22 protein-coding genes and 4 tRNA genes are annotated in these 25804 nt (G+C 37.8%); 16 read left to right on the forward strand and 10 right to left on the reverse strand.

Going from position 1 to position 25804, the window contains the following annotated elements; genetic code table 11:
- Positions 1-60 precede the first annotated feature (60 nt).
- The 8 genes from AC2117_RS05955 to AC2117_RS05990 all read left to right on the forward strand — a co-directional run bounded on the left by AC2117_RS05955 (position 61) and on the right by AC2117_RS05990 (position 4348).
- Positions 61-1569, forward strand: coding sequence for a DUF3336 domain-containing protein (locus AC2117_RS05955; protein ID WP_133972589.1), 1509 nt, complete (start codon positions 61-63; stop codon positions 1567-1569).
- Complete coding sequence (locus AC2117_RS05960) at positions 1556-2359, forward strand: protein kinase domain-containing protein (RefSeq protein WP_133972591.1); 804 nt, start codon at positions 1556-1558, stop codon at positions 2357-2359. The genes AC2117_RS05955 and AC2117_RS05960 overlap by 14 nt, the downstream gene beginning before the upstream one ends.
- A 105-nt stretch (positions 2360-2464) precedes the next feature.
- A tRNA-Leu gene (locus tag AC2117_RS05965) sits at positions 2465-2549 on the forward strand.
- Positions 2550-2603: 54 nt separating this feature from the next.
- Positions 2604-2677: transfer RNA gene (locus AC2117_RS05970), tRNA-Trp, on the forward strand.
- A gap of 27 nt (positions 2678-2704) precedes the next feature.
- Positions 2705-2789 (forward strand) — tRNA-Leu (locus AC2117_RS05975).
- Between the two features lie 68 nt (positions 2790-2857).
- A tRNA-Trp gene (locus AC2117_RS05980) sits at positions 2858-2931 on the forward strand.
- Between the two features lie 459 nt (positions 2932-3390).
- Entirely contained in the window at positions 3391-3600 is a 210-nt protein-coding gene (locus AC2117_RS05985; RefSeq protein ID WP_003650775.1) for a cold-shock protein, read from the forward strand.
- A gap of 277 nt (positions 3601-3877) precedes the next feature.
- On the forward strand, positions 3878-4348 hold the full coding sequence (locus AC2117_RS05990; RefSeq protein ID WP_133972593.1) for an AnBLUF65 family BLUF photoreceptors: 471 nt from the start codon (positions 3878-3880) through the stop codon (positions 4346-4348).
- On the opposite strand, the gene AC2117_RS05995 is transcribed toward AC2117_RS05990, so the two are convergent.
- The 5 genes from AC2117_RS05995 to AC2117_RS06015 all read right to left on the reverse strand — a co-directional run bounded on the left by AC2117_RS05995 (position 4323) and on the right by AC2117_RS06015 (position 9661).
- Positions 4323-4664, reverse strand: a complete 342-nt coding sequence (locus AC2117_RS05995; RefSeq protein WP_042897118.1) for a hypothetical protein — start codon at positions 4662-4664, stop codon at positions 4323-4325. The genes AC2117_RS05990 and AC2117_RS05995 overlap by 26 nt on opposite strands.
- A gap of 535 nt (positions 4665-5199) precedes the next feature.
- Complete coding sequence (locus AC2117_RS06000; protein ID WP_133972595.1) at positions 5200-5805, reverse strand: LysE family translocator; 606 nt, start codon at positions 5803-5805, stop codon at positions 5200-5202.
- Between the two features lie 50 nt (positions 5806-5855).
- Entirely contained in the window at positions 5856-6689 is an 834-nt protein-coding gene (locus AC2117_RS06005) for an AraC family transcriptional regulator (protein ID WP_133972597.1), read from the reverse strand.
- A gap of 124 nt (positions 6690-6813) precedes the next feature.
- The gene (locus tag AC2117_RS06010) at positions 6814-8175 is read right to left on the reverse strand and encodes an MATE family efflux transporter (RefSeq protein WP_133972599.1); all 1362 of its coding nucleotides are present in this window, start codon (positions 8173-8175) and stop codon (positions 6814-6816) included.
- A 49-nt stretch (positions 8176-8224) separates the two neighbouring features.
- Positions 8225-9661 (reverse strand): efflux transporter outer membrane subunit, encoded by a 1437-nt coding sequence (locus AC2117_RS06015; RefSeq protein WP_133972600.1) that lies wholly within the window; start codon positions 9659-9661, stop codon positions 8225-8227.
- A 127-nt stretch (positions 9662-9788) separates the two neighbouring features.
- Between AC2117_RS06015 and AC2117_RS06020 the strand changes: the two genes are divergently transcribed.
- The 4 genes from AC2117_RS06020 to AC2117_RS06035 all read left to right on the forward strand — a co-directional run bounded on the left by AC2117_RS06020 (position 9789) and on the right by AC2117_RS06035 (position 15523).
- The gene (locus AC2117_RS06020; protein WP_133972602.1) at positions 9789-10409 is read left to right on the forward strand and encodes a TetR/AcrR family transcriptional regulator; all 621 of its coding nucleotides are present in this window, start codon (positions 9789-9791) and stop codon (positions 10407-10409) included.
- Between the two features lie 82 nt (positions 10410-10491).
- Entirely contained in the window at positions 10492-11616 is a 1125-nt protein-coding gene (locus tag AC2117_RS06025; RefSeq protein ID WP_133972604.1) for an efflux RND transporter periplasmic adaptor subunit, read from the forward strand.
- The gene (locus tag AC2117_RS06030; RefSeq protein ID WP_133972606.1) at positions 11613-14678 is read left to right on the forward strand and encodes an efflux RND transporter permease subunit; all 3066 of its coding nucleotides are present in this window, start codon (positions 11613-11615) and stop codon (positions 14676-14678) included. Before AC2117_RS06025 ends, AC2117_RS06030 begins: the two co-directional genes overlap by 4 nt.
- A 38-nt stretch (positions 14679-14716) precedes the next feature.
- Positions 14717-15523 carry an oxidoreductase gene (locus AC2117_RS06035; protein ID WP_133972608.1) on the forward strand — a complete coding sequence of 269 codons (807 nt, stop codon included), beginning with the start codon at positions 14717-14719 and terminating at the stop codon, positions 15521-15523.
- Between the two features lie 50 nt (positions 15524-15573).
- On the opposite strand, the gene AC2117_RS06040 is transcribed toward AC2117_RS06035, so the two are convergent.
- Positions 15574-15948, reverse strand: coding sequence for a winged helix-turn-helix transcriptional regulator (locus AC2117_RS06040; protein ID WP_133972610.1), 375 nt, complete (start codon positions 15946-15948; stop codon positions 15574-15576).
- Between the two features lie 109 nt (positions 15949-16057).
- Here AC2117_RS06040 and AC2117_RS06045 point away from each other — a divergent pair, with 109 nt between their 5' ends.
- Positions 16058-16807, forward strand: a complete 750-nt coding sequence (locus AC2117_RS06045; RefSeq protein ID WP_133972612.1) for an NADPH-dependent F420 reductase — start codon at positions 16058-16060, stop codon at positions 16805-16807.
- Positions 16808-16931: 124 nt separating this feature from the next.
- On the opposite strand, the gene AC2117_RS06050 is transcribed toward AC2117_RS06045, so the two are convergent.
- Both AC2117_RS06050 and AC2117_RS06055 read right to left on the reverse strand, forming a co-directional pair.
- Positions 16932-17405, reverse strand: coding sequence for a hypothetical protein (locus AC2117_RS06050; protein ID WP_133976218.1), 474 nt, complete (start codon positions 17403-17405; stop codon positions 16932-16934).
- A 119-nt stretch (positions 17406-17524) separates the two neighbouring features.
- Positions 17525-18610 carry a hypothetical protein gene (locus tag AC2117_RS06055; RefSeq protein ID WP_133972614.1) on the reverse strand — a complete coding sequence of 362 codons (1086 nt, stop codon included), beginning with the start codon at positions 18608-18610 and terminating at the stop codon, positions 17525-17527.
- Positions 18611-18848: 238 nt separating this feature from the next.
- Here AC2117_RS06055 and AC2117_RS06060 point away from each other — a divergent pair, with 238 nt between their 5' ends.
- Positions 18849-19472: a TetR/AcrR family transcriptional regulator gene (locus AC2117_RS06060; protein WP_042897102.1), complete on the forward strand. Its 624-nt coding sequence runs from the start codon at positions 18849-18851 to the stop codon at positions 19470-19472.
- Positions 19473-19488: 16 nt separating this feature from the next.
- On the opposite strand, the gene AC2117_RS06065 is transcribed toward AC2117_RS06060, so the two are convergent.
- Complete coding sequence (locus AC2117_RS06065) at positions 19489-20508, reverse strand: AraC family transcriptional regulator (RefSeq protein ID WP_133972616.1); 1020 nt, start codon at positions 20506-20508, stop codon at positions 19489-19491.
- A 107-nt stretch (positions 20509-20615) separates the two neighbouring features.
- On the opposite strand from AC2117_RS06065, the gene AC2117_RS06070 reads away from it, so the two are divergent.
- Positions 20616-22856: a fatty acid desaturase gene (locus tag AC2117_RS06070; protein WP_133972618.1), complete on the forward strand. Its 2241-nt coding sequence runs from the start codon at positions 20616-20618 to the stop codon at positions 22854-22856.
- Between the two features lie 114 nt (positions 22857-22970).
- On the opposite strand, the gene AC2117_RS06075 is transcribed toward AC2117_RS06070, so the two are convergent.
- Positions 22971-24122: an alpha/beta fold hydrolase gene (locus tag AC2117_RS06075; RefSeq protein WP_133972620.1), complete on the reverse strand. Its 1152-nt coding sequence runs from the start codon at positions 24120-24122 to the stop codon at positions 22971-22973.
- A 359-nt stretch (positions 24123-24481) separates the two neighbouring features.
- On the opposite strand from AC2117_RS06075, the gene gltS reads away from it, so the two are divergent.
- Positions 24482-25717: a sodium/glutamate symporter gene (gene gltS / locus AC2117_RS06080; protein ID WP_133972622.1), complete on the forward strand. Its 1236-nt coding sequence runs from the start codon at positions 24482-24484 to the stop codon at positions 25715-25717.
- The last annotated feature ends 87 nt before the right edge of the window (positions 25718-25804 follow it).

Below are 25804 nucleotides of genomic sequence, written 5' to 3' on the forward strand. Positions count from 1 at the left end.
ACCGCGCATAGTGTTGTCATGTCTATTCAGTAAAATCATCTGTGAAGATGAGGACGAAATATGTTTGAAAAAATACGAAGTGATATGAATCCGCATCAGGCTTACCGTATCAAAAAATTACAACGTCAATTAGACATGGCTGAATCTTATGAAGAGTGGAAGTCTTTTGCATTAAAACTAGATGAAGAAACTGGTGTGCAAGAGTGGAAATTTGATAATAGTTCACCTTATTTCGATGCGGAACTTATTTCTTATCGATATACCTTACTGAAAAGATACCGCCAGCAACATCGAACATTAGATTTAATCTATCTACTCAAAGAAGGCCTAACATACGATATTGCAAACATTGGTCATCCAATGCTTTTTGCTGCAACGCATGTGGGCACAAAAAAACTAATTGAAGATTATATTGAAGAAGTTAGCCAAAGCTTGGCCTATATTGCTTCAAGTGAATGCATTACTTTCCAACGAAAAGAAAAAATTGAGTTTTTTGAAAATTGTGAAAAAGCATATGGACAACCGGCTCTTATGTTCTCAGGTGGGGCGACTCTAGGTCTTTTCCACACTGGGGTGTGTAAAGCTTTAATTGAACAAGACTTAATGCCTAAAGTGTTGTCTGGCTCAAGTGCAGGGGCAATTATGACAGGCATGCTCGGAACTTCTGCTAGTGAAGATGTTCAAAATTTATTAAATGGAGAACAATTCTTTAGCGATGCTTTTCATTTTAGAAAACTTCGTGAACTCATTAAGGGGAATGGTGGCATTGCCGATGTGCATTATTTGAAAAAATTCCTTGTTGAAAACTTAGGTGATCTTACTTTTGAGGAAGCTTTCAAAAAATCTGGTTTAAATATTAATGTTGCGGTTGCTCCCTATGATGCAACCGAAAACCCGCGGATCATGAATGCCATTATGACCCCAAATGTTTTAGTGTGGAGTGCTGTATTGGCTTCATGTGCTGTACCTGTATTATTTCCGCCAGTACGTTTAACCAGTAAACGTTATGACGGTGAACATACACCTTATATGGCAAACACAAAATGGGTAGATGGCAGTGTAAGAAATGATTTTCCGCAAGAGAGAATGGCACGTTTATATAATTTAAATTACACCATTGCCAGTCAGGTTAACCCACATATTGTGCCATTTATGCAAAATGATGCAGACCGCTTTCGTAAGGATGTTTTAAGCTGGCCAGAACGTATTTTAAGACGTCAAGGCAAAGTACTGTCGATGGGAATTATGGATTTTACCCGTCAAAGACTTGGTTCTATTTCTCCAGTCAGAAGATTGTTAGATCATGGATATGGCGTAATGGGGCAGCGTTATTATGGCGATGTTAATATTATTGCTAAATATGGCTTGAGTCACTATACCTATACTTTACAAAACCCACGTCCACATTTGTTTAAACGTTTGCAACGAGAAGGGGAGCGTGCGACTTGGCCAAAAATTTCTTCAATTGAGACCCATGCTCGTATTGGCAAGACGATTCAGCATTGCTTAGAAGTTTTGCGTTTTGAAGAAAAGCAACAACAGCCAGAGTCTTACTATGCTGAAGCATGATTTTGCTTCGCATATTGAGAACTTAAAAAGTGTGACAAAACCTGCGAGTGCCGCTTTAGGGCGGTATCTATGGACATTTAGCATAGATAACAAAGATTATTGGTTAAAATATCATTTGCCTAAAACGCATGTTCAAAGTGAGCAGGATTTTATCCATGAACAATTATTTTACGAAGAAATTAATCATCAGAAACCTGCGTGGCTTTTACCCCATAAATTAATCGAAGTGAGTGCCATTCCTCAGTTGAACCATTCTTTAGGCAGGGTTTTAATTTTACCTCATACTGATTTGTGGTTTGGATCATTGCTTTCTAAGACAGATTTAACTGATATATATCATACGATTTGGTTCGCGTTAGATAAGCTCGCAGAACTCCATAGATTTGGTTGGATTCATGGAGATATTAAGAAAGAGCATTTTCGAAAGTTTCAGCAAAATTCTTATTTGATTGATTTTGAGAAAGCCCGACTTTTATCAAGTTCAGATTCAAGGATGGATGCTACGCCACGATATATGGCGCCAGAGCTGTTTGGAGGGGCGTGTAAGGATATACAAAGCGATTTATACGCATTTGGTGTTGTTTTATATGAATGGTTAACCCAAACTCGCTTAGAAGCAAGCAATTACTATGATTGGGCAGTATTGCATTGCCAAAATTTAACCATTCAATTACCCGCACAGTTTATGAGTTTTTATCCATTACTTTCAGGCTTATTGCAAAAAAAGCAGCAAAATCGATTTACAAATGCTGCTGAAGCGATCAATTGCTTAAAAGCAGTTTCAATCTGATAAAAATCATTGATCTAGTTTCTGTATACAATTTACACGGTCAGATTTATTTAGAAAAAAAACACTTGTCACTGTTAGATCTTATCGCTAATATACACAGCCATCGGGGGCGTGGCGAAATTGGTAGACGCACTGGATTTAGGTTCCAGCGCCGCAAGGTGTAAGAGTTCGAGTCTCTTCGCCCCCACCACTTTAAGTTAAATCTTAAAGTTTAATGTAGATGTTAATTCATCTATATTTTGGAAGAGGATTGGTGTAATGGTAGCATGACGGTCTCCAAAACCGTTCGTCAAGGTTCGAGTCCTTGATCCTCTGCCACATTTATTTTAAATAAATGTCCCAGATGGGGGCGTGGCGAAATTGGTAGACGCACTGGATTTAGGTTCCAGCGCCGCAAGGTGTAAGAGTTCGAGTCTCTTCGCCCCCACCATTAGAAGAAGCAAGACGATGTTCTTGCTTTTTTTATGATTAAATCATTAGCTATTTAATCGTACATATAGAGGATTGGTGTAATGGTAGCATGACGGTCTCCAAAACCGTTCGTCAAGGTTCGAGTCCTTGATCCTCTGCCAATGATTTAAAAAAAAGCTCCTTTTTAGGAGTTTTTTTATTGCCTAGATTTTTTAAAGCTCAAATTATTTCATGCCTTCGTTCATATTTTCATTTAGCCATTGAATAAATTATGAGCGATTACCTTTCTGTTCCTTGATATTTTATCTAATCAGATCTAAGTCGTTGGTTAAGTAGAGAATATATTAATATTTTAGTTGCTCTATTAAGTTATTGTTTTTCTGTTTTTTATTATAATTTATAAAATTTTTTTAATAAAAAGCTTGAATAGAAATTTATTTCATGTATCATGCTCTTAACTAGAAAAAAGTCTTGTTAGTAAATCTTCTTTAAAGTATCGTAGTTTTAGTCATAATCCTTCGTTTTTTAAGATCTTAACTCAATTTGTTATTCTTTTTTCAAAGTTATGTTAGCGTCATTGTAAGATGATACTAAAATATTAGAAATCAGTAGGATATATCATGTCTAATACAGTAAGTGGTACAGTAAAATGGTTTAACGAAACTAAAGGTTTCGGTTTCATTCAACAAGATAATGGTCCAGATGTGTTTGCTCACTTCAAAGAAATTTCTGGCTCAGGTTTCAAAACTTTGCACGAAGGTCAACGTGTAACGTTTACTGTTACTCAAGGGCAAAAAGGCCCAAATGCTGTAAATATTATTCCACAATAATATTTCAGTAAGAAAAAAAAGCACTATTTAGTGCTTTTTTTTATTTCAGTCTTTTAAAAGAAATTCTGTTGTTCTTTTAAATACTATAAAAGCCTTATTAAAGAGGGCTTTTTTTATGTCTAATAGTTTGTATGTCTAATAAATCTTCGCGATCACTCATCGGTTGTTTTTAAAACATAGATTTAGTGTAGGTATAAAATATAAATGATCAGGAATAAATATGTGCTAGATTGAAAAATCTTTAGATAAAGAAATTTTATATTTCACGGAATTGTTAATGAACGTTAGACTGTGTTATGCCAGCCAACGAAACGAAAAAAATGAAGATTTATTACAAGATTTACGTGATATCCTGACAGAAGCTCGAAATTTCAATGATTTGAATCAAATTTGTGGTGTGCTCTATTATGCTGATGATGCTTTCTTTCAATGCCTAGAAGGTGAGCAAGAGTTAGTGGAACAATTATTTGAAAAAATTAAAAATGATCAAAGGCATTACAATGTTAAATGGCTGTGTACATATTCCATTGAGAAGAACTCTTTTCAACGTTGGTCAATGAAATATGTACAACGTAATACGAATATTGAATCTTTCTTTTTAAGTATGGGAGAAACTAGTTTTAATCCCATTCGTCTTGATGAGCAGAATTTAAAAATTTTCTTAAATGAATTATCAATTGCTGAGCAAAGCAAAATTAATACAGGTAAGAAAGTAGGTATGGTTAAGCGTGGGGTGAACCCTTTCTAGCTATCACCCCGATATGGATAGTCTTGAGTTTAGGAATCATTTTAGTCATAACAAGATATACAATGACTGAACTTGCGAGCATCCATATCACTTCTAAACTTTGGCTAATCACAAACATTGCCCAGTAAAAAAAGCTAAATAAAGCGAGACATAGTCCACTACCTTTGAAATACCAAGTAATAAATATTCCAAAAAGTGCTGAAGAGAGCAGAAGGTTGGTCGTCTCATTCATTCCTAAATAGTTAAAGAAAATAATCAGTAAGCATAAAGCTAACATTGATAGTAAATATACAAATATATTTTTTGCAATAAACATTTTTATATCCTATCTGATGATTAAAAAAATATCTTTCCTCTGCTTCCAGAGGAAAGATAGTACATATTAATTTTTTGAGATTCTTTTTCTATTATTAAGAATTTTTATATTAATAAAGATAATGTTACCGTTTCTCCAGATCTCTTCATTAATATTCAGCTTTCTATTTAATAGTAAAGAGTGCTTATATGTGCCGAAATTAATTATAAGAAAAACAATGAGTTAATTTGTAGGTTTTGACTTACATGGTTGTAAGAAATTGCCTACAATTGTATAAAATATAGACGAATTTTACAAAATAAAATTTACATTAAAACTTTATATATCAATTGGTTATTTGGTTTTATTGTTGAGATGGGTTTTACATAAATAACAAAAAGTAACATATGTTTTGAGCTATATATTTCTCAAAATAAAAAAGTATGAGTTCATTAAATGAATATTCAGTAAAAAGTTATTTTATGAAATTATCAGAATAAGTATTTATTAATATTAGAAAATTAATAATTAAAAGTTATATGCTCTAATTTATACATTAAAAATTAGATAGGATTGGTAACCATACAGAGATGAGTAGTGTTAGCGCCATCATTTTATTAAAAATATTCATATGCTTTGGTTTTGAAAATAATCGTTTGCTTAGCCTGCCAGCTAAAGCCCATGTGTAAAGACAAGGAATAGCTATAACAAAAAAAATGAAGGATAAAATTGAGATATTCACCCAGATATCTTGCCCCTGTTTTGTGTAGACACTAATCACTGCAAAAGCCATCATCCATGTTTTAGGATTAACTGCTTGCATAAAAAAGCCAGTAAGAAAACCAATCGGATCTTTTTCTTTGTCTTGCTCTAAATGAATAATAGGGTTGTAATTATATAATTTCCAAGCCAACGAGGTGAGCCAGATTAAACCAATGAGAGTCATAATTTTTTGAATAATTGGGTAAGCTAGAAGGGTTGAACCCAGCCCAATGCCAACGATGAGCACAAGTAGAGCAGCCCCGATGCAAGAACCTAAAATGACAGGAAATGTTTTAGAAATTTTATAACGGCTACTTAAATTTAAAATTATAAAATTAGTTGGGCCGGGAGTAATTGAGGCAACAATAGCAAATAATGAAAATGCAATAAGGTTTTCCATCTTGTCTGTTTTAGCGAATAGGGGGCTACAAGATGAAATAATTAAGATTTTTAATCTTGAAGATTTGTGCAAATTTTTCTATAGGCCGCAGGTGTTAAACCATAGCAGCGCTTAAACCACCGACTTAAATGACTTTGGTCAGCAAAGCATAAATCTGAAGCAACTTGTGCGGGAGATATGCTTCTGGCGAGTAAATCACGCGCTCGTGTAAGTCTAAGTTGAATGAGGTATTGATGAGGTGCCAAGTGAAAAGTTGCTTTAAAAATGCGGTGAATATGGTATCTGTCTAGGCCTATCATGCGAGCGATGTCTTCAAGTCCGATATCTTCAAATAGATGATCATGCAAAATATCTCGGATTTGGTATGCGATTCGAGGCGTGTGAGTATAAGGCGATTGGTGAGCTTTTTTTAGCCATTTCCCTTGTGCGATATACTGAATAAGTAGGTCTAGACTATTATCTTTGACGATATTCATTTCTTTATAGTGCAGATGCTGGAATGCTTGAGAAGTAATAATAGCGAGTTGTTCATCTGATTTTAATGGTGCATCAATGACTAACTCGTAGTGATCAGGGCTATTATGAAATAAGCCTTGGATTCGTTGTTTTAACCAGTCTGGATGTAGGTATAGCATTTGATAGGTAAAGCCATCAGACGCAGGAGCATGTCCATCATGGATTTCTTCTGGTTCAAGCATAAAGACTTGCCCCGCATGACTATTGATTTGCTTTTTACGACAGTGAAATTGTTGAATGCCGGATTCAGTTACACCAATTAAATAGCTCGAATGCCAGTGGGGATCATAAGCATGACCAGTAAAATGGGCACGGATTGTTTCAATACCTGTATTGGTATCTTTTGAAATATCCACCCAGTTACCCATAACAATCCACCAATAAATTTTTAAGTTTTGCCCTTAGAACGGTACAAAAGAGGTGAGTGTAGTTCTAGAAGATTTGTGCAAAATCTTTAAGAAAATTGAGCAATTTTTTGAACTCAATGCAATTTTATCTATGGATAAAATTTGCCAAGCAGGACACCAAACTAAATATCAAAGCACTCAGGCCAATAACTTGAAAGAAAGTTGATAAACTTGCATCAAAATATAGAACAGCGATACTTCCGATAACAGCTGCAATAATCATTCTGATGGTACCAGCTAAGATAGGGCCTAATAATCGTTTTGAACCTTGTCCTGCAAAATAAAGAGCCATACCTATACCTATTGCTCCGTAAAAAGGCGCAACATGCTGCAAGTAATTTGTTCCAGTCTGAAGGACAGATGGATCATGACTGAAAAAACCAAGCCAAATGGAAGGAAAAATACTAAAGAAAAGTCCTATTGAGCCAGTGATAAGGAATGTAATAAAAACCCCGATCCATGTGATATGACGTGCTCTTTGAAATTGCCCAGCTCCATAATTAATACCTACCATGGTCATGATTGCTGAACCGATGCCGAACATAAGCGGAACTTGCACGTAGTCTAGTCGGGAAGCAATACCGTACCCAGCGATTGCATCAGAACCAAATTGACCAACTAAGGTTGTTACGATGACAACAGTTAAATTGAGTTGAATTATTCCAATAGCAGACAGTGAACCAATACCAAGAATATCTTTGAAGAACTGAAAATTGATAGGCTTGATCGATAATTTGATAATGCTATGCGTTGTTCGCATGTGCCTAATTAAGCATATGATGGCAAAAATATAATAACTTAAGACAGCGAGCCCAGCTCCAGCTACACCCAATGAGGGAATGAATCCCCAACCAAAAATGAAAATAGGTGATAGGGGTAAAAGTAGTACTCCACCTAGAAGCGTTATGCGGGCCGGAGTTTTTGTATCACCTGCACCGCGTAATGCGGCTGAGAGTAGGGCTACAGCCCAGATGAGCGGTGAACCCATAAAAATAATATTGGAATATTTGAGGGCTGCATCTAAAGCTAAGCCACTAACGCCCATTAAGTGATATATCATCTGGGCTGAGGTGAGCATAACAATACTAAAAACTCCTCCCAAAATGCCAGCAAGAATTACACCATGCCAGACAAGGGATTGGACATCTTCTGATCGGCCTGCTCCAGAAGCCCGAGCAATTGCTGAAGCTAGTCCTCCACCAAATCCACCATTCGCTAGCATTTGCATGAGCATAAGAATTGGGAACACTACGGCTACACCAGCTATTACATCAGTTCCTAGAGAGCTAACAAAATATGTTTCTAGTAATCCAATCAGGGTTTGTACGAGTAGAACAGCTATGGTGGGTAACGCCAGTTTTAGCATTACTTGGGGAATTGGTCCGTTTAAGATCGCATGATTTAAATCATGTGTATTTAACGGCTGGCGTACTGATTGTTCCCGCATAATAATTCTCGCTTTATAAACTGCTTGTCATAGAGGTAATAGGGTTCCTTCAAAATTTTTGAGGTTGCCAGCCGCCACCCAGTGATTTATAAACTGCTACAGCAGCAAGGGCTGAATCAGTTTGTGCCTGTACTTTTCTATCTGAAAATTGCAAAGCACTCGAATTTGCTTGTAATACTTCTATTTGACTGTTAATTCCTTTTTGATAAGCAATTACAGCGATTTTCTGTGCATGCTTTAGTGCATTTTCTCCATCTTGAAGTGCTACGAGTTGTTCTTGTCGTTTAGATAAAGTTGATAATGAGTTCTCTACATCTTCAGCTGCATGTAAAACGGCTAACTGGTAGGCTGCAAGCATTTCGGCTTCTTGCCCCTTAGCTAAGCGAATTTGTGCATTAATTCGACCAAAATCAAATAAGCGCCAACGCAAGTCTAATAAGCCAGCAGCTTGATTGGCACCACTTGAAAATAGGTTTCCACTTGCTATGGTTGAACTACCAATTAAGCCGCTTAAAGAAATCTTGGGATAGTATTCTGCAATCGCACTGCCAATACGTGCATTTGAAGCTGCCAATTGTCTTTCAGCCATGATGAGATCTGGGCGTCTACTTAAAAGATCGTGAGGTGTTCCTGTTTCTGTAATGTTAGGAATAACAGGAATTGGTTTTACTTCCGCTAGTTCAGCTTGGTGAGTTCCTGGTACGGTTCCAAGCATGACGTCGAGTGCATTCATGGCAATGTCTAGATTCATTCCAAGTGCGGGAACTACAGCTTGAACTTGAGCAACATTCGCTTTAGCTTGTTTGACCTGAAATTCAGATGCCAATCCTTTGCTATATAAAAGTTGAATAATTGAAAGAAGTTTTTGTTGCGTTTGTAATTGTTGCTGGGCAATGTCTAATCGAGATTGTAATCCTCGAATATTAATATAAAGATTTGCTGTTTGCGCTGCGACCATTAAACGGACTGCTGATGCGCCTGCATTCGAAGCCTGATAGTTTGCTAGAGCACTTTCACGGTCTCTTCGAAGACCTCCGAAAATATCTAATTCCCAAGTGGCACTGAGGTTTGTCTCATAAGAACTACCATGTCGGTCAAAATTAGGCATTGAATTTAAAACTTGCCCCAGTGGAGTGTCAACGGATTGGTAAACTTTAGCTGCTTGCGCGTCAACAGTACCTATTGGGCGTAAAGAAGCATTGACTGCCGATAAGCCTGCTTGGGCTTGAGTTACACGGGTATATGCTTGGGTCAGATCAAGATTTTGTTTTAATGCTAATGTGATATATCGAGTAAGTTGAGGGTCATTAAAGCTTTTCCACCATACTTCAATATCTGCTTTGGTTTCGTCACTTGATGAGTTTAATGGAGCGCCAATGTATTGCTCGGGTAGCGATATATTGGGACGTTTATAATTAGGACCTACAGTACAAGCAGCAAGAATGCTGGTGAGTATTGGTAAGAAAACGATAGATCTAGATAACATATTTTCCCCAAGGCGAGATTTTGAACAATGGTTTAATTGTGACTATAATACAATTTAGTCACTTGTTGTCAATATCAGGGGCCAAGAGTTAAACTACGACTTTCACACAAAGGTTTGAATTGAAAATATGAGTAAAGAAAAAAGTAGTTATCCTGTTTCAAAGCGAGGACCGGAAGATCATGAGGTCAGGGACCAAATCGTGGTTGCTGCTACAGAGCATTTCAGCCGCTATGGTTATGAGAAAACTACAGTTTCTGATCTTGCAAAGTCTATAGGCTTTTCTAAAGCTTATATTTATAAATTTTTTGAATCTAAACAGGCAATTGGCGAAATGATATGTGCCAATTGTTTGCGTGAAATTGAAGATGAAGTTAATACAGCTATTAATGAAGCTGAATATCCAGCTGAAAAATTAAGAGTGTTATTTAAAGTAATTGTTGAAGCAAGCCTTCGTTTATTTTTTCAAGACCGCAAGCTCTATGAAATTGCCGTTTCTGCTGCTTCTGAGAAATGGGATGCTACAATCGCTTATGAAAATCGAATTCTTAAAGTAGTACAGAACATTATTCAAGAAGGTCGCCAATCAGGTGATTTTGAAAGAAAAACGCCAATTGATGAAGCAGTTAAGGCTATTTATTTAGTCATGAGACCTTACCTACACCCATTACTTTTACAACATAGCATTTCATATAACACGGATGCTCCAGTACTGCTTTCTAGTCTTGTACTGAGAAGTTTATCGCCATAATAAATTTGTGACTATTGACTAAATTGGTCACTTGATTAAAAATGAGTCTCCTGATTAATTTCTTCAAGGGGGGGACTCTAATATGCGTTATCGTCGCCTTATTCCATTTGCTGCAATATATTTATTTCCTTTTTTCTTGCTAGGTTGTGCTGAAAATACACAATCTGACCCTCGTACTTCGGCACCCTTAGTACGAGTCGCAACTGTGCAAGAAGAAATTACTTCTGACTCAAGAGCATTTACAGGCACGATAGGCGCACGGGTAGAAAGTGATCTTGGTTTTCGTGTCTCTGGCAAAGTAATCAAACGGTTTGTTGAAGCTGGCCAGACTGTAAAACGCGGACAGTTACTGATGCGTATTGATCCGGCTGATTTGGAACTTGCTGCCAAAGCTCAGCAAGAAGCTGTAGGCGCAGCCAAAGCACGTGCTGAACAAGCAGAAAAAGATGAAGCTCGATATCGCGATTTGCGTGGAAGTGGAGCTATATCTGCTTCCGCCTATGATCAGATTAAGGCCGCAGCAGATACGGCGAGAGCACAGCTAAGTTCAACGCAAGCTCAAGCTAAAGTTGCATTAAATGCCAGTCACTATGCCGAATTAACAGCCGATGGTGATGGCACAATTATGGAAACACTGGTTGAACCGGGGCAAGTTGTAAGCGCGGGTCAAACAGTAATTCGTTTAGCTCATTCTGGTCAAAGAGAAGCGGTTATTCAGCTTCCTGAGACCTTACGCCCTGCAATAGGAGCTATTGGTCAAGCCACTCTCTTTGGTAAAGAAAATATAAGTGTCCCAGCTAAACTTAGACAGTTATCAAATACAGCAGATCAACTCACTCGTACTTTTGAAGCACGTTTTGTATTAGACGGAGATTTAGCAAATGCTCCTTTAGGTTCAACCGTCACTGTACGGATTGGAGCTCAAAATCAGAGTCCACAACATTTTTTACAAGTACCGATTGGTTCATTACTTGATAAAGGAAAGGGGGCTGGGGTATGGGTAATTAATGGAAAAACTCAAAAAGTAACGTGGCGTTCTGTTGTTGTTAAACAGGTTGATGATGAATATGCGTATGTAACTGGCAATATTCAAAGTGGAGATCAAATTGTTGCTCTAGGTGCACATTTACTTCGAGAAGGCGAGTTAGTCCGTATTACATCACAGGCAAAAAATCCTTCAGTTAGAAATGAAGGAGGGCGCTCATGAGCGAGAAAGGTTTTAATCTGTCGGCTCTTGCTGTCCGTGAACGGGGTATCACGCTATTCCTGATTTTTCTGATTTCAATTGCAGGCATCGTTGCTTTTTTTAAATTAGGTCGAGCTGAAGACCCAGCTTTTACAGTGAAGGTCATGACCATTGTGACTGCTTGGCCCGGTGCAACTGCCCAAGAAATGCAAGATCAAGTCGCTGAAAAAATCGAAAAACGGATGCAGGAGCTGCGTTGGTATGACCGAACAGAAACCTATACCAGACCAGGGCTGGCTTTTACCACACTAACCTTACTTGATAGTACGCCACCTTCTCAAGTTCAGGAGGAGTTTTATCAAGCGAGGAAGAAAGTAAATGATGAAATGAGCAATTTACCAGCTGGTGTAATTGGACCGCTGGTTAATGATGAATATGCAGATGTAACTTTTGCATTATTTGCTCTGAAGGCAAAAAATGAAGCACAAAGATTATTGGTGCGTGATGCAGAAACCATAAGACAGCAATTGCTCCATGTGCCTGGTGTAAAGAAGGTCAATATTATTGGTGAGCAATCTGAACGTATCTATATTGAATTTTCACATGAGCGCTTGGCAACATTAGGCGTAAATCCACAAGATGTATTTGCTGCACTTAATAATCAGAATGTACTTACTCCCGCGGGTTCCATTGAAACCAAAGGTCCTCAAGTTTTTGTCAGATTAGATGGTGCTTTCGACAAACTACAAAAGATTCGTGATACGCCGATAACTGCCCAAGGTCGTACTTTGAAATTGTCAGATATTGCGAGTGTTAAACGTGGTTCTGAAGATCCGGCAACTTTCATTATCCGCAATGGCGGTGAACCTACCTTACTGTTAGGGGTAGTCATGCGTGAAGGATGGAATGGATTAGATCTAGGTAAAGCCTTAGAGAACGAAGTTGGCTCAATCAATGAAGATTTACCTCTTGGCATTAGTTTGAATAAAGTCACTGATCAAGCGGTTAATATTAGCTCGTCAGTAGATGAGTTCATGCTTAAGTTCTTTGCAGCATTGCTTGTGGTAATGTTTGTAAGTTTTATCAGCATGGGATGGCGCGTTGGCGTTGTTGTTGCTATGGCTGTGCCACTTACATTAGCTATTGTTTTTGTGGTGATGTTGGCAACGGGTAAAAACTTTGACCGAATTACACTGGGCTCTCTTATTTTAGCCTTAGGACTCTTGGTTGATGACGCCATTATTGCCATTGAAATGATGGTCGTCAAAATGGAAGAGGGCTTTAGTCGTATCGCGGCGTCTGCTTATGCATGGAGCCACACGGCGGCACCAATGCTCTCTGGAACACTGGTCACAGCGGTTGGATTTATGCCAAATGGCTTTGCTCGGTCTACGGCTGGTGAATATACCAGCAATATGTTTTGGATTGTCGGCATTGCACTTATTGCCTCATGGATTGTTGCTGTAGTTTTTACACCTTATTTGGGTGGGAAGATGTTACCTGATTTTAAAAAGGTCGAAGGTGGGCACAATGCAATTTATGACACCCCACGATATAACCGTTTCCGCCAAATTCTTGAACGTGTAATTGCTCGTAAATGGCTTGTTGCCGGCAGTGTTATAGGATTATTTGTTTTGTCAGTAGGTGGAATGGCATTGGTGAAAAAACAATTTTTCCCAATCTCTGACCGTCCTGAAGTCCTTGTTGAAGTACAAATGCCTTATGGCACATCAATTACACAGACTAGCGCTGCTACAGCCAAAGTTGAAGCTTGGTTAGCTAAGCAAAATGAAGCAAAGATCGTGACTTCGTATATTGGTCAAGGTGCACCTCGTTTTTATTTCTCAATGGGACCTGAGTTACCAGACCCATCCTTTGCCAAGGTTGTGATACGAACTGATACGCAAGAGGAACGTGAAGCCTTAAAACATCGTTTAAGACAAGCTATTTCGAATGGACTTGCTTCAGAAGCACAGCTACGTGTAACACAACTTGTCTTTGGGCCATATTCGCCATATCCAGTGGCTTACCGTGTTTCAGGTCCTGACCCAGAAAAATTACGTGTAATTGCAGCTCAGGTTCAGCATGTTATGAATGCCAGCCCAATGATGAGAACTGTAAATACCGACTGGGGAACACGTGTACCAGCACTTCATTTCACCTTGGAACAAGACCGCTTACAAGCAGTTGGTCTGACATCAAGCTCAGTGGCACAGCAACTACAGTTTTTATTAACAGGTATCCCGATTACCTCTGTGCGCGAAGATATTCGTACAGTACAAGTCGTTGCCCGTTCTGCAGGTGATATAAGACTGGATCCTGCAAAAATTGGTGATTTCACACTCACTGGGGCAAATGGACAACGTATACCTCTGTCACAAATTGGCAAGATCGAAGTACGGATGGAAGAACCTGTCATACGCCGTCGAGATCGGGTCCCAACCATTACTGTTCGGGGAGATATTGCTGAAGGGTTGCAACCACCAGATGTATCTACCGCAATTACCAAACAGCTTGAACCCGTTATGAAAAATCTACCGAAGGGTTATCGCATTATTGAAGCAGGTTCTATTGAAGAGTCGGGTAAAGCCACTAAAGCGATGCTTCCTATTTTCCCGATCATGTTGGCAATGACTCTGCTCATTATCATTCTTCAAGTGAGATCTATCGCTGCAATGATTATGGTGTTTCTCACCAGCCCGCTGGGATTAATCGGTGTGGTACCGACACTTCTTTTATTTCAGCAGCCATTTGGTATCAATGCATTGGTTGGGTTGATTGCATTGTCTGGAATTTTGATGCGCAACACACTCATTTTGATTGGGCAAATTCAACATAACAAACAATCTGGGCTAGATCCGTTTAATGCAGTTGTGGAGGCCACAGTACAACGTGCCAGACCCGTCATATTAACGGCCTTGGCTGCTATTTTGGCTTTCATTCCTCTGACTCATTCAGTGTTTTGGGGAACGCTGGCTTACACACTGATTGGTGGAACGCTTGCTGGAACGATTTTAACGTTAGTTTTCCTGCCGGCTATGTATTCAATCTGGTTCAAAATCGGAACTAAACCAGCGGTTTAATGATCAGATTTTTAAATTTAAAAATTATTGGAGTTCGTATGTCAAACTCAAAAGTGGTTGTAATTACAGGTGTTTCCTCTGGAATTGGTCGGGTTACGGCAGAAAAATTTGCTAAAAAAGGCCATAAAGTATTTGGAACAGTCAGAAATAAAGTAAAAGCCCAACCTATAGAAGGGGTTGAGCTCGTTGAAATGGATGTGTCTGATGAAGACTCTGTCCAGCTTGGGATTCATTCTATTATTGATAAGGCTGGGCGTATTGATATTTTAATTAATAATGCTGGAGCAAGCCTGATCGGTGCAGTAGAAGAAACCTCGATAAAAGAAGCAGAATTTTTATTTAATACGAATGTATTTAGTATTCTTCGTACCATACAAGCGGTATTGCCTTATATGCGAGTACAGCATTATGGGAGAATTATAAATATTAGTTCGGTATTGGGTTTCCTTCCTTCACCTTATATGGGGCTATATTCGGCAACCAAACATGCAGTTGAAGGGATGTCGGAGTCTTTAGATCACGAGCTTCGTCAATTTGGAATTCGAGTGACAGTTGTCCAACCTTCTTTCACCAAAACCAATCTGGATAAAAATGCGCCGTTGGTAAGTGCAAAAATTCCTGAATATGACAATGAACGTAGCTTAGCTACACAGGCCATATCGAATCAGATTAATCATGCATCTCAGCCGGACGGTGTTGCAGATACAATTGTCGCTGCTGCGATTGGCGATTGGCAAATGCGCCGTACACCATCTGGACAAGCATCTTTATTAAGTAAGTTACGTCGCTTCATGCCAAGTGGTCCTGTTGATAAAAGTATTAGAAAGACTTTCGGTTTGAAATAACTTATTTTTATCTTATAAAAACTAAGCATAAAATTTATGCTTAGTTTTTATTATTTTGAGTCGCTATTTAATTTTTGATTTTTAAATTCTGCCCATTCAATAAGTGCTTCCATAGAAGGGCCTAGTGCTAACCCTATTTCAGTAAGTTCATATTCAACTTTAGGGGGGACTTGTGGATAGACGGTCCGTTTAATAATCCCATCTTGTTCTAATTGTTTAAGTTGCTGAATCAGCATTTTTTGATTAACGCCTTCGATAAGTTTTTCTAATGCAGAGAAACGTAGGGGTTGTTTTGCTGCAAAAAGCTGACAAAGGATGATTATTTTCCATTTCCCCTCAATAACTTTAAGAGCTTCAGTGGTGATTTTTGCCCATACTAGCCGCTGTTGAGGGTCTTCACAATTCCAGTCGCGTTCTGCTTTCATACTTACCTTTTTGGGATATACTTACTTTTTTGTGTGTACTTCCTATTATCTCAGCTTATCTTTAAACTTAAAAGTGTTAACTGTATTAAACTTCTAAAAAGGTTGTTATATGAAAATAGGTATGATTGGTGTGGGTAATATTGGAAAGACCCTTGCATGTCTTTTTAAAGAAGCAGGCCATACTATATATGTTGCGAATTCTAGAGGTGTGGACGGTGTAAGAAAAATTGCGGATGAAATAAACGTAGAAGCAGTCGATATATATGGAGCTGTTAATTCTTCAGATGTTGTTATTTTATCAATTCCTCTCCCAGCTATAAAAGAATTGCCGGCAGATTTATTTTACTCAGCGCCTACAGATAAAATTATTATAGATACGAGTAATTATTATCCTGATTTCCGTGATCCGCATATTAAAGAAATTGATGATGGAATGACAGAAAGTGTTTGGGTATCCAAGCAGATTAATCGTCCTGTTATTAAAGCTTTTAATAATATTTTAGCTTATTCACTTGCAGAATTAGGCCAAGTTGAAGGAAGTAAAAATAGATTAGCGATAGCAATTGCTGGAGATAGCATCCCTTCAAAAAATGTTGTTATGAGCCTTGTTAACGACATAGGTTTTGACCGTGTAGATGCAGGGAATTTAGAGGATTCTTGGAGACAACAACCATGTACGCCAGCATATTGCTGTGATTATGATCAGCAAATGATGAGGAAAGGAGTCGCTATTGCTCAAAAAGGAGAGGCTCAAAAAAAACGTGATCGTTTACCTGAACTCTTCTCAAGCTTAGGGGCTAATCCAACGCATCAGGATATTGTGCAAATGAACCGAGACTTAAATCCAATAGTCGATTAAATTTTAAAGATTATGTTCTAAAACTTAATTTTAATAATATAAAGGCTTATTTTTTTATAATGATTAAATAAGCCTAATTTTTGGAATTAATAAAAACTCCTTTATTTAATAGATTTGGTGGCAACTATCTAAGAATTAAAAACTTATTAGTCGTAAAGTTTTGAATAAATAAAGATTTTTTAAGAGGGCAGATTAATGCTTTTCGATTCATAATTCCATAAATTAAATAGACATATTCTTGCGATGAGCCAACTAATGCAAAAAGTTGATCTTGCTGATCAATACCAATAAGGATTTCATTGGTTAATTTTAACATATCAAAAGGTGAGGCATTCTTGTTGGCCTCAACAGATATATTGAAATTCTCAAATGTTTTCTTGATATCAAGTAAGGAATAATAAAAATTTTGCTGGTTTCGGTAAGCCGGTAAATAGGTAGTAATATGTTCTATATCTATGGGTTTATTGTGCTTTGCAGCAATAGCCGAGGCAATAATAAAAGCAATATTTGAAGTATTTGAGTTTATTGAACTCATTTTTAATTTAGAGATAGAGTTCTGGATATTATCAGGTATATGTTTAACAGAAGCTGAGCACATATTTATTGACCTATAGACTGTAGTAGCTTGGGATGTATTCAGCCCTGCTAATAATGGTATAAAAATCATGAGTTGTTTTAATTTAAGCCTCATATCAAGCTTTATATGAAACTTTTTGCTTAACAAAATTTCAGGTTTCCGTAGCAGTTTTTAATACCTATCTGTCCAGAGTCAATAGGATTAATAATTAACTCTCTACCAACTAATCCTCCTAATGCCTCGCCAAGTCCTACATCAATCCGCTGTTGCGTTTCGATATCCGTGAGTAAAACTTTAGGTAAGGAAAGCCACCATCCAGGTTGAGCGGCTACAGTATTGTCGAAAGTTCCTGTACTTATTTTTTGCCAACGGATGGCCTCTTTTTGTAAGGACAATGATGCGTCACTAGTAGGGATTGTTCCTGCTGCATCTTGGGCTAGTAAAATTTCATGGAAACCAGATAGAGGATAATCTTTTAATGTGGCATTACTTAGAGTTAAACCTAAAGGTAGATCTAAGATACCTAATACACTTAGTGGACCAGTTTTAGCTACTACATTATCCAGCGTTGCTGATGTAGCTCGGTTAAGAATAAGCTGTTTGTTATAATCATTAATATGTGCTTCTGTAGAGATCAATCCATTTGCAATCACTACATTCTTCAGAACAGTATTAGTAAGCGTTAAATTCAAATCACCAGATAAAGAGTTAATTCCTGCTGTGTCATCCGCTAATGTTGTTAAATCTGTATTTGATCCCAATCCAAGTTTGCCTAATATTCCTAATGCTCCAAGACGAAAGCCAACAATTTCTCGAGTAGAAGCACTGTTCGGCGATTTTATAGCAAACTCGATAAAAGGATTAGTAATAACGGCATCTGATCCTGGATAACTACCATTTACGGGGAGGACACCTGCTAAACTAATATTTTCAATATCAATGTCACAACCCACTCCTTTAGTCCCACCGCAACCTAGCTGTAAACGTTTAATATTTGCATTTAACTCTACTTGTGCTTCCATTCCGAGACGATAAAAACCTATATCTGTATTTGGATTACCATTTTGATTAGCTGCAATATTGGTTAGATTAAATAATGCTTGGCCCGTTACACCAGATAAACTTTTGTCATCTAAGCGATTAAGTTCGGCGTTTACAAGAGAACTGACCAACATCAATGGTATTGTAAATAACAAAGCCTGTTTTATACTTCTAAGATTGTTCATATCAGTTCCTTTGCTTAAAGATAATTAGGCTCAAGAGAAAAGTTAAAAATTTACTTTATGAGCCCAGTATCCTTTGCTTCACAGCCTTATTGTTTGAGTGTGATTCTAGGTGATTGTTTTGTTTAAGCATTCTTACTGAACAAAAATAGGATTTATCTTCTGGGGAGGATAAAACTACAGTAAAAGCATAATGTGTTCAGTGCACACATTATGCTTATAATATGTGCGCGGTGTCAACATGTCGTCTATACAATCTCAAAAGTCAAATTATCATCATGGAAATGTACGTGAAGAATTATTAAATGCAGGACTAGTTCACTTAAAAGATAATGATGCCGAGAGTCTTAGTTTTCGGGAAATGGCGAGACAAATTGGAGTAAGTGCCAATGCGGTATATCGGCATTTTGAAAACAAAGATAGCTTTCTGACAGCGCTGGCTGCAAAAGGGTTTCAGAGATTAGAAACGGAGCAAAGCCAAACGTTGCAATATGCTAATTCTCAGCCCGAGGCTTTGAAACTATTTGGTTTGGCCTATATCAACTTTGCAAAAAATAATCGAAATCTTTTCGCTTTGATGTTTAATCCTGAATTACAAAAGAATGAAGGACTTGAGTTAAAAGAAGCCGTAGATAGTACATATACTCAATTACATCAATTAACCGCTTCAATATTAGGTGTAGATGAAAATGATGCTCAAGTTGAAGTATTAGCAATGTTAAGTTGCAGCCTTGTGCATGGCCTTTCCCATCTTTTATTAGAAGGGCGCTTAGCTGAATCAGAAGAAAAAGCGAATAATTTAGTCTTATTAATTATGAATTTTGCGACCAGTTTGCTTGCTGAAGCTGGCGTGGATAAACATTAGAATATTGAATCTAAATTTATTTTTGTAGCCTAAAATTTCGTGGTGAGACGCCTTTCCAGCGTTTAAAAGCTCTGGAAAATGCTGAAACTTCAGAATAGCCCAATTGAGTGGCCACTTCTTCAACGGTTAAATTGGTTGTTTTGAGTAGGTCTTCGGCTAAGTCTTTACGAATGTCGTCAATAAGCTGTTCATAGGTAATTCCTTCAATTGCAAGATGGCGTTGTAAGGTTCTAAGGTTGACCTTAAGATGTGCTGCCATTTCATCAATTTTAGGCATTTGAGAGGGTTGTAGGAGTAAAATATTCCTGACCTTTTGGCTGTAGCTGCCTAGAGAACTTCTTCGCGTCCAAAGCTGTTGGCATTCTTCTTCATATCGTGCACGAATAAATGGGTCTGCTTGAGGTAATGGTAAATCAAGCAAACGGCTTTCAAAAATAATGCAGCTACGCGGTTGATTAAATTGAATGGGATAACCTGCCAATTCGGGAAATTTATCGGCATACACAGGTGCAGGTAAAGCAACATTAATGCTCATTACAGGAAACTGGATAGGCAAGACATCTCGTTGAATTGATATAACAGTTATAAGATCTCTTTCAACCAGAAAACACGCTAAGTCATCAGGCAATTGACTATGGTCAAAAATCAGTAACGTATAGATACCTTCCTGAATAACTTCTAAATTGCAAAAAATGGAACTAAGTTGAAAGTATCGCATAGCAAAATATAAGGCTTCTTTCATGGTCTGACTGCTAAGAATGGCAAAACCCCACGCACCAAATGTCGTTGTATGGTGCCTTAGACCTGCTTCTATACTCAAGGGAAGTGTAGGATCTAGTAGTTTAAGTAAATTTCGAATAACTAAAAATTCTTGTTCTGCTTTTACCTCAAAGTTAGGTTGCGACAAATCATCCAAAGAAATATGTGTGTTTTCAATACAACTTTCAGGTGTTAAACCATATTGCTGACCTATCATAAGCAATATGCGAATAGCACTGATACTGCGAGGAAAATCCCAATATAATTGTATAGACATGCTTTATGTGTCATGAAATGTCAAGTTTGGTAGTATAAAGTCATTCTGCTAATGTTCAAAACTTTATATCTTTTCGGATAGGATCAAATCCGATAGGGATATATAAAATGCTAAATAATAAAGACGGCAAGCACGAAAGTTTAACGGTTGCTTTAAAAGCTTTATATGATCAAACTAAAGCAAAAGTTGGTGATGTAGACCTAGCACATATCAGAAATGTTGCCGCTTACTCTCAAGCGATTAAAGCGCGTAGTAATGAGTTGATCCAACAAGGTGGAAAACCTAATGCCATAATGCGTGGCGCGATATTAGGTGCATTGCATACATTACTTGAGTTTTCTGAACTTGGTCATAACATCATGCATGGTAGTTATGATCATTTGCCAAATGCAGGTTCTTTCCATTCTGAACGGTGGGTTTGGAATTTTATGGTGGATCCTTATGAATGGCGTGTGATGCATCATCAAAATCACCATCCTTTTACTAATATCGTTGGCGTAGACCATGATTTGGGATATTCCTTTTTACGTATTAAGCCAGGTCAGCCATGGTATGGTCACCATACTTTGCAACTTCCACTGTTGTGGGTTTTATTATTAACAACACCTAATCTTGTATTTTCTCTTTTTACTGGAGCATCAGCTGCTAAAACAGAAGGGCGTAAAGTACTTAGTCGAACAACCATTGAACAAACCTTAAAACTGACAAAAAAATATATTGCTCAGCATTTTTGGAAAGATCCTCTTTCGGTCTCTCCTCATCGGATATTGCCGACATTTTTTGGAAATTATCTGAGTACAGTTTTGGGCTATGATTTGACTGTTGCTGTCTTATTTCTGGAACACCATTCACCCAATGTTGAGTTATTTAGTGACCCGGGATTGAGTGAAACAGAAGAAGAGTATTTTCGCCGTCAAATTTTAGCAACGAGTAATTTTACGCCTTATGCCCAACTTGATCATTATTTTAAAACATTGTTGGAAGAGGAAGTTAAATTCGATAATCCACCTGCATTTGATGTGTTTTATGGTGGATTGGACACCCACTTAGAGCATCATTTATTTCCAGACCTACCATGTAATCGTCAAAGAGAAATTCAGCCCTTTGTTAAAGAAATCTGTTTGCAGCATGGCTTACCTTACAATGTTATGTCTCTTGAAGATGTTGTGCCAGATATGATGGTTAATGTACTCAAATTGGCGAGTCCTGTAGGCGAGCAAGAAAGAGGAAATTTTTTTAAAATACTAAAAAGTCCTAAGGAGTTATTACGTCGAGTCGTATATGGAGCCCGATATAAACTGCCAGATAATATGACGTATTTAAATAAGCCTCGTTTTTATAATGTACCTGTTAAGGTCCTTGCTGTTTTTCCGCAAGCAGGAAATCAGGCTTTAATGATACGTTTTGAAAAACCTCAAGGATGGGAGGGCGTAACTTGGGAAGCTGGTGCATTTATTTCTGTACGGGTTGACGTCGAAGATGAAAGTCTGGTTCGACAATATAGTTTGTTAAGAGACAGTCACGAGGCAGATAATTGTTTGGAAATTGCCGTCAAACGTGTAGAGGGCGGACGTGTTTCGAATTATATCAATGATCATATTAAGAAAAATTCACATATGATTTTGGTAGGAGTACCGCAGGCCTCTCCCGATTTTATTCTGAAAGAAGTACCTAAACAGATCGTTTTCCTTGCGGGTGGTGTTGGTATTACGCCAATTTTGAGTATGTTACGTAAGGCAAGACGTGAAGTTCCACATAGCCAAGTTAAGTTACTTTATTTTAACCGTAATGAGAGATCTATTATTTTTGAACATGAATTACGTGAAGTTGCCAACTTATCTGGTTTTGATGTGCATTTTATATGTAATAAGATAGACCCTAATTATTCGATTTCAGGGCAAATGTATCAGGCGAAACTAAATGCTGAATTACTAGCTAAAGTGGTTCCCGATATAACAGCACATGAAGTGTATGTTTGTGCTCCACCAGGATTTATTGCTGCCTCAAAATCTATGTTACTGGATTTAGGATTACCTGAAATACAATTTCATACAGAGAGTTTTACCCCTCCGGTAGTAGAGCACCCAACTGATGGTAAAGATCATGTTATCCACTTTGCACGGAGTGGTATTGAGATTGTGGTTGATGGAGGGACAACGCTATTAGAAGCTGCACGTTTGGCTGGCGTTAATATTCCATCGGGATGTGAAAGAGGGTTATGCCGTGCTTGTGTCTGTAATAAGCTACAAGGCGTTACTACTTTAGATCAATATAAGGCACAACCAGATTTGCGTATTACCACCTGCAACAGTTTGCCTCGTTCGGATAAGTTGGTACTGGATATTTAACATCTTTGAATATGGAATTATTAGTTTTTACTTTAAAGCTTAAGAGTTAATCACCACAATAATAAAAACCAGCGTATGGCTTGCTACGCTGGTTTTTATTATTGTTTAAACGAACTAACCTGAGCGCTCAACTAACCAGTTACTTATTTCAGGCCAGACCGCAGTAGGTGCTTGGCTTCCGGAAACGACACCCATGTGTCCACCCAGTACGACCTTAAACGTTTTATCTTGGCTGCTAATTAAATCCATGAGAGGTTTAACAGCATCAGCGGTCACAATAATGTCCGTACTACCACCCAGTGCTAACACCGAACATTCAATATCTTTTATATAGGCTGTAAGTTCACCGAATTTCACTACACCGTTGGATAATTCATTATCAATCCAGAAACGAAGGATGATGTCACGCATGACTCCACCCGGATAAGCCAGCATGTTGTCGATAAATGAACTAGAAGTTGCGTGGTCAATAATAAATTCTCGGTTATCGAGATTTTTAAAAAGTTCCCAATACGTTTTTAGATTTCCAATCGGGTCAGTTAATTTAAAGCCTAGCGTGTTTTGCCATCCATGAATATGAAATGCCTTACTCGGCACATGGTGACGAATACGAAACGGCGTATGTTTGCGAACCCATTGCGCAGGTTTGGTTAAGCTGCCATAGAGTTTCCCCATATAACCCGCTTTATGCGTATCGATAGGGGAAGCTAAAATAATTAAGTTTTTAATATCTTTGTCTTTAAATAATGCGGTATAGCAGAGTGAAAGTGCACCGCCCAAACTCCATCCATGTAAAGAAAGCTGTTGTTGACCACTGTGCAAGCGGACCTGCTTTAACATTTCAGGCATAAAGACTTTAATGTAGGTGCCGAAATTGTATTTTGCTTGATGTCGGGTGGGCACGCCCCAGTCAATTAAATAGACATCAAAACCTTGTGCTAAAAAGAAGCGGACAAAACTGCGAGTAGGAAATAAATCATAAATGAGCATGTTAACTGCTAGTGGTGGAACGATAACTAACGGTACGCGGTGTTTAGGTGTAGAAGTATTCGTCTCATTTCTATAATGCCGTAAGCTAATAATTTCATGCTTATAAATCACGTCAAATGGCGTTTTTCCTGACAAGGCAATTTGAGGACCTCTAAAAAATAGATCCGATGCATTGATCAGCATGTGAGGTATTTTTTGACCAGCACCTGTCTGAAGAGATTTTTTAATGGACTGTAGCTGTGGAACGTTCTGTCGAACTTTAAGCAATAAACTCATTGAATATAAAACCTATAAAGATGTTGCCCAGAACAATAACGAGCTGGTCTTTTAAGGATATTAAATGGAATGACAGCTAAGTTCAGTGACTTAAAAGACAGGATTTTCTGTTTAAGGTATCAAGGGGTAATTATTTCTAATTAAGAATATTTAAGGTTAAATATTTGAAATTAATAATTAAATTAATATTAGTGAATCATTTTATATAAAATATTTAAAAAATTAAGCTTTTTAAAAGAATGGTGAAAATTTATTGGTAGAGTAATTTTGTAAAGTTTGTTTGTGTTTTTTTTACATATTAAAAAATAAAATATAATTATTTTACAATCCTTTGGGAATGTAATTGGAAAGTAGTATATATGGAATTTGTATTTAATGGTTTTTATACACTAATTTCCGCGGTCATTGTCCTTTTATTGGGCCGCTTCCTTGTTAATCGAATTGATTTTTTAAAACGCTACAATATTCCAGAACCTGTAGCAGGCGGTTTAGTTGCTGCGGTCGTCTCGCTACTTGTCCATACCATATGGGGATATAGCATTGTTTTTAGTAGCGAATTACAAACCAGTTTTATGCTCGTATTCTTTGCTTCTATTGGTTTAAGTGCCAATTTTATGAAGCTTAAAGAAGGCGGCATGGCTTTGGTTATCTTCTTAGTCTGTGTAGCATCCTTCATTGTTGTGCAAAATGCGGTAGGCATGAGTCTTGCGACTTTGCTTGGCCTTGACCCACTTATTGGCTTGATTGCGGGTTCAATTACCTTAACGGGTGGTCATGGTACAGCAGGAGCTTGGGGGGAAATTCTAGAAACTCAGCATGGTATTCAGGGTGCTCTAGCTTTAGGTATGGCGAGTGCGACTTTTGGTTTGATTATTGGTGGTGTGATTGGTGGCCCATTAGCGAAATTACTCATTAATCGTTATAGCCTTGCACAACCAAAAACCAATGCTGAAATTCAACAGCGTGATGGTCATGTTGAGCAAAATTCTGATGACCTTGCTCCGTTTGAAAATCCACATCAAGTTCGTTTAATTACAGCCGATAATGCAATTACTACACTAGGTATGTTTGCAGCGTGTTTGGCATTTGCTGAATTTATGACAGGCTTTAGTAAGGGAACTTGGTTTGAGTTACCAACCTTCGTCTGGGCGCTGGGTGGCGGGGTAATTTTAAGAAACATCTTAGAAAGCGTGTTAAAAGTTGATATTTTCGACCGTGCGATTGATGTATTTGGTAACGCTTCATTGTCACTTTATTTAGCAATGGCATTACTTTCATTAAAGCTTTGGCAACTTGCAGATTTGGCTGGGCCTCTTGTTGTAATTTTGGGTGCTCAAACCATTACAATGGCGTTATATGCGGCATTTGTGACGTTCCGTGTAATGGGTAAAAACTATGATGCAGCGGTGTTATCAGCAGGGCATTGCGGTTTTGGTATGGGGGCAACACCAACGGCGGTTGCAAATATGCAAGCCATTACTAACATGTATGGACCGTCACATAAGGCGTTTTTAATTGTTCCACTTTGTGGTGCATTCTTTGTCGATTTAATTAATGCAACGGTTATTCAGCTGATGTTGAAATTCGTTGTTTAATCAAAAAAAGCCCGTAAGGGCTTTTTTTATGAGTGCTTATTTATGAGTATTAAGATAAAGAGGTATCTCGTTCATACATATAGGCTC

Origin of the sequence: Acinetobacter calcoaceticus (assembly GCF_900520355.1) — a bacterium.
In the GTDB taxonomy this organism is placed as follows: domain Bacteria; phylum Pseudomonadota; class Gammaproteobacteria; order Pseudomonadales; family Moraxellaceae; genus Acinetobacter; species Acinetobacter calcoaceticus_C.

Excerpts from the sequence above, each read along its gene's own strand:
- AC2117_RS06055 (WP_133972614.1), bottom strand. The coding sequence starts at position 18,610 with ATGAACAATCTTAGAAGTATAAAACAGGCTTTGTTATTTACAATACCA.
- AC2117_RS05955 (WP_133972589.1), top strand. The coding sequence starts at position 61 with ATGTTTGAAAAAATACGAAGTGATATGAATCCGCATCAGGCTTACCGT.
- AC2117_RS06025 (WP_133972604.1), top strand. The coding sequence starts at position 10,492 with ATGCGTTATCGTCGCCTTATTCCATTTGCTGCAATATATTTATTTCCT.
- AC2117_RS06045 (WP_133972612.1), top strand. The coding sequence starts at position 16,058 with ATGAAAATAGGTATGATTGGTGTGGGTAATATTGGAAAGACCCTTGCA.
- AC2117_RS05960 (WP_133972591.1), top strand. The coding sequence starts at position 1,556 with ATGCTGAAGCATGATTTTGCTTCGCATATTGAGAACTTAAAAAGTGTG.
- AC2117_RS06065 (WP_133972616.1), bottom strand. The coding sequence starts at position 20,508 with ATGTCTATACAATTATATTGGGATTTTCCTCGCAGTATCAGTGCTATT.
- AC2117_RS06040 (WP_133972610.1), bottom strand. The coding sequence starts at position 15,948 with ATGAAAGCAGAACGCGACTGGAATTGTGAAGACCCTCAACAGCGGCTA.
- AC2117_RS06000 (WP_133972595.1), bottom strand. The coding sequence starts at position 5,805 with ATGGAAAACCTTATTGCATTTTCATTATTTGCTATTGTTGCCTCAATT.
- AC2117_RS06010 (WP_133972599.1), bottom strand. The coding sequence starts at position 8,175 with ATGCGGGAACAATCAGTACGCCAGCCGTTAAATACACATGATTTAAAT.
- AC2117_RS05995 (WP_042897118.1), bottom strand. The coding sequence starts at position 4,664 with ATGTTTATTGCAAAAAATATATTTGTATATTTACTATCAATGTTAGCT.
- AC2117_RS06035 (WP_133972608.1), top strand. The coding sequence starts at position 14,717 with ATGTCAAACTCAAAAGTGGTTGTAATTACAGGTGTTTCCTCTGGAATT.
- AC2117_RS05985 (WP_003650775.1), top strand. The coding sequence starts at position 3,391 with ATGTCTAATACAGTAAGTGGTACAGTAAAATGGTTTAACGAAACTAAA.
- AC2117_RS05990 (WP_133972593.1), top strand. The coding sequence starts at position 3,878 with ATGAACGTTAGACTGTGTTATGCCAGCCAACGAAACGAAAAAAATGAA.
- AC2117_RS06005 (WP_133972597.1), bottom strand. The coding sequence starts at position 6,689 with ATGGGTAACTGGGTGGATATTTCAAAAGATACCAATACAGGTATTGAA.
- AC2117_RS06070 (WP_133972618.1), top strand. The coding sequence starts at position 20,616 with ATGCTAAATAATAAAGACGGCAAGCACGAAAGTTTAACGGTTGCTTTA.
- AC2117_RS06050 (WP_133976218.1), bottom strand. The coding sequence starts at position 17,405 with ATGTGCTCAGCTTCTGTTAAACATATACCTGATAATATCCAGAACTCT.
- AC2117_RS06015 (WP_133972600.1), bottom strand. The coding sequence starts at position 9,661 with ATGTTATCTAGATCTATCGTTTTCTTACCAATACTCACCAGCATTCTT.
- AC2117_RS06060 (WP_042897102.1), top strand. The coding sequence starts at position 18,849 with ATGTCGTCTATACAATCTCAAAAGTCAAATTATCATCATGGAAATGTA.
- AC2117_RS06075 (WP_133972620.1), bottom strand. The coding sequence starts at position 24,122 with ATGAGTTTATTGCTTAAAGTTCGACAGAACGTTCCACAGCTACAGTCC.
- AC2117_RS06030 (WP_133972606.1), top strand. The coding sequence starts at position 11,613 with ATGAGCGAGAAAGGTTTTAATCTGTCGGCTCTTGCTGTCCGTGAACGG.
- AC2117_RS06020 (WP_133972602.1), top strand. The coding sequence starts at position 9,789 with ATGAGTAAAGAAAAAAGTAGTTATCCTGTTTCAAAGCGAGGACCGGAA.
- gltS (WP_133972622.1), top strand. The coding sequence starts at position 24,482 with ATGGAATTTGTATTTAATGGTTTTTATACACTAATTTCCGCGGTCATT.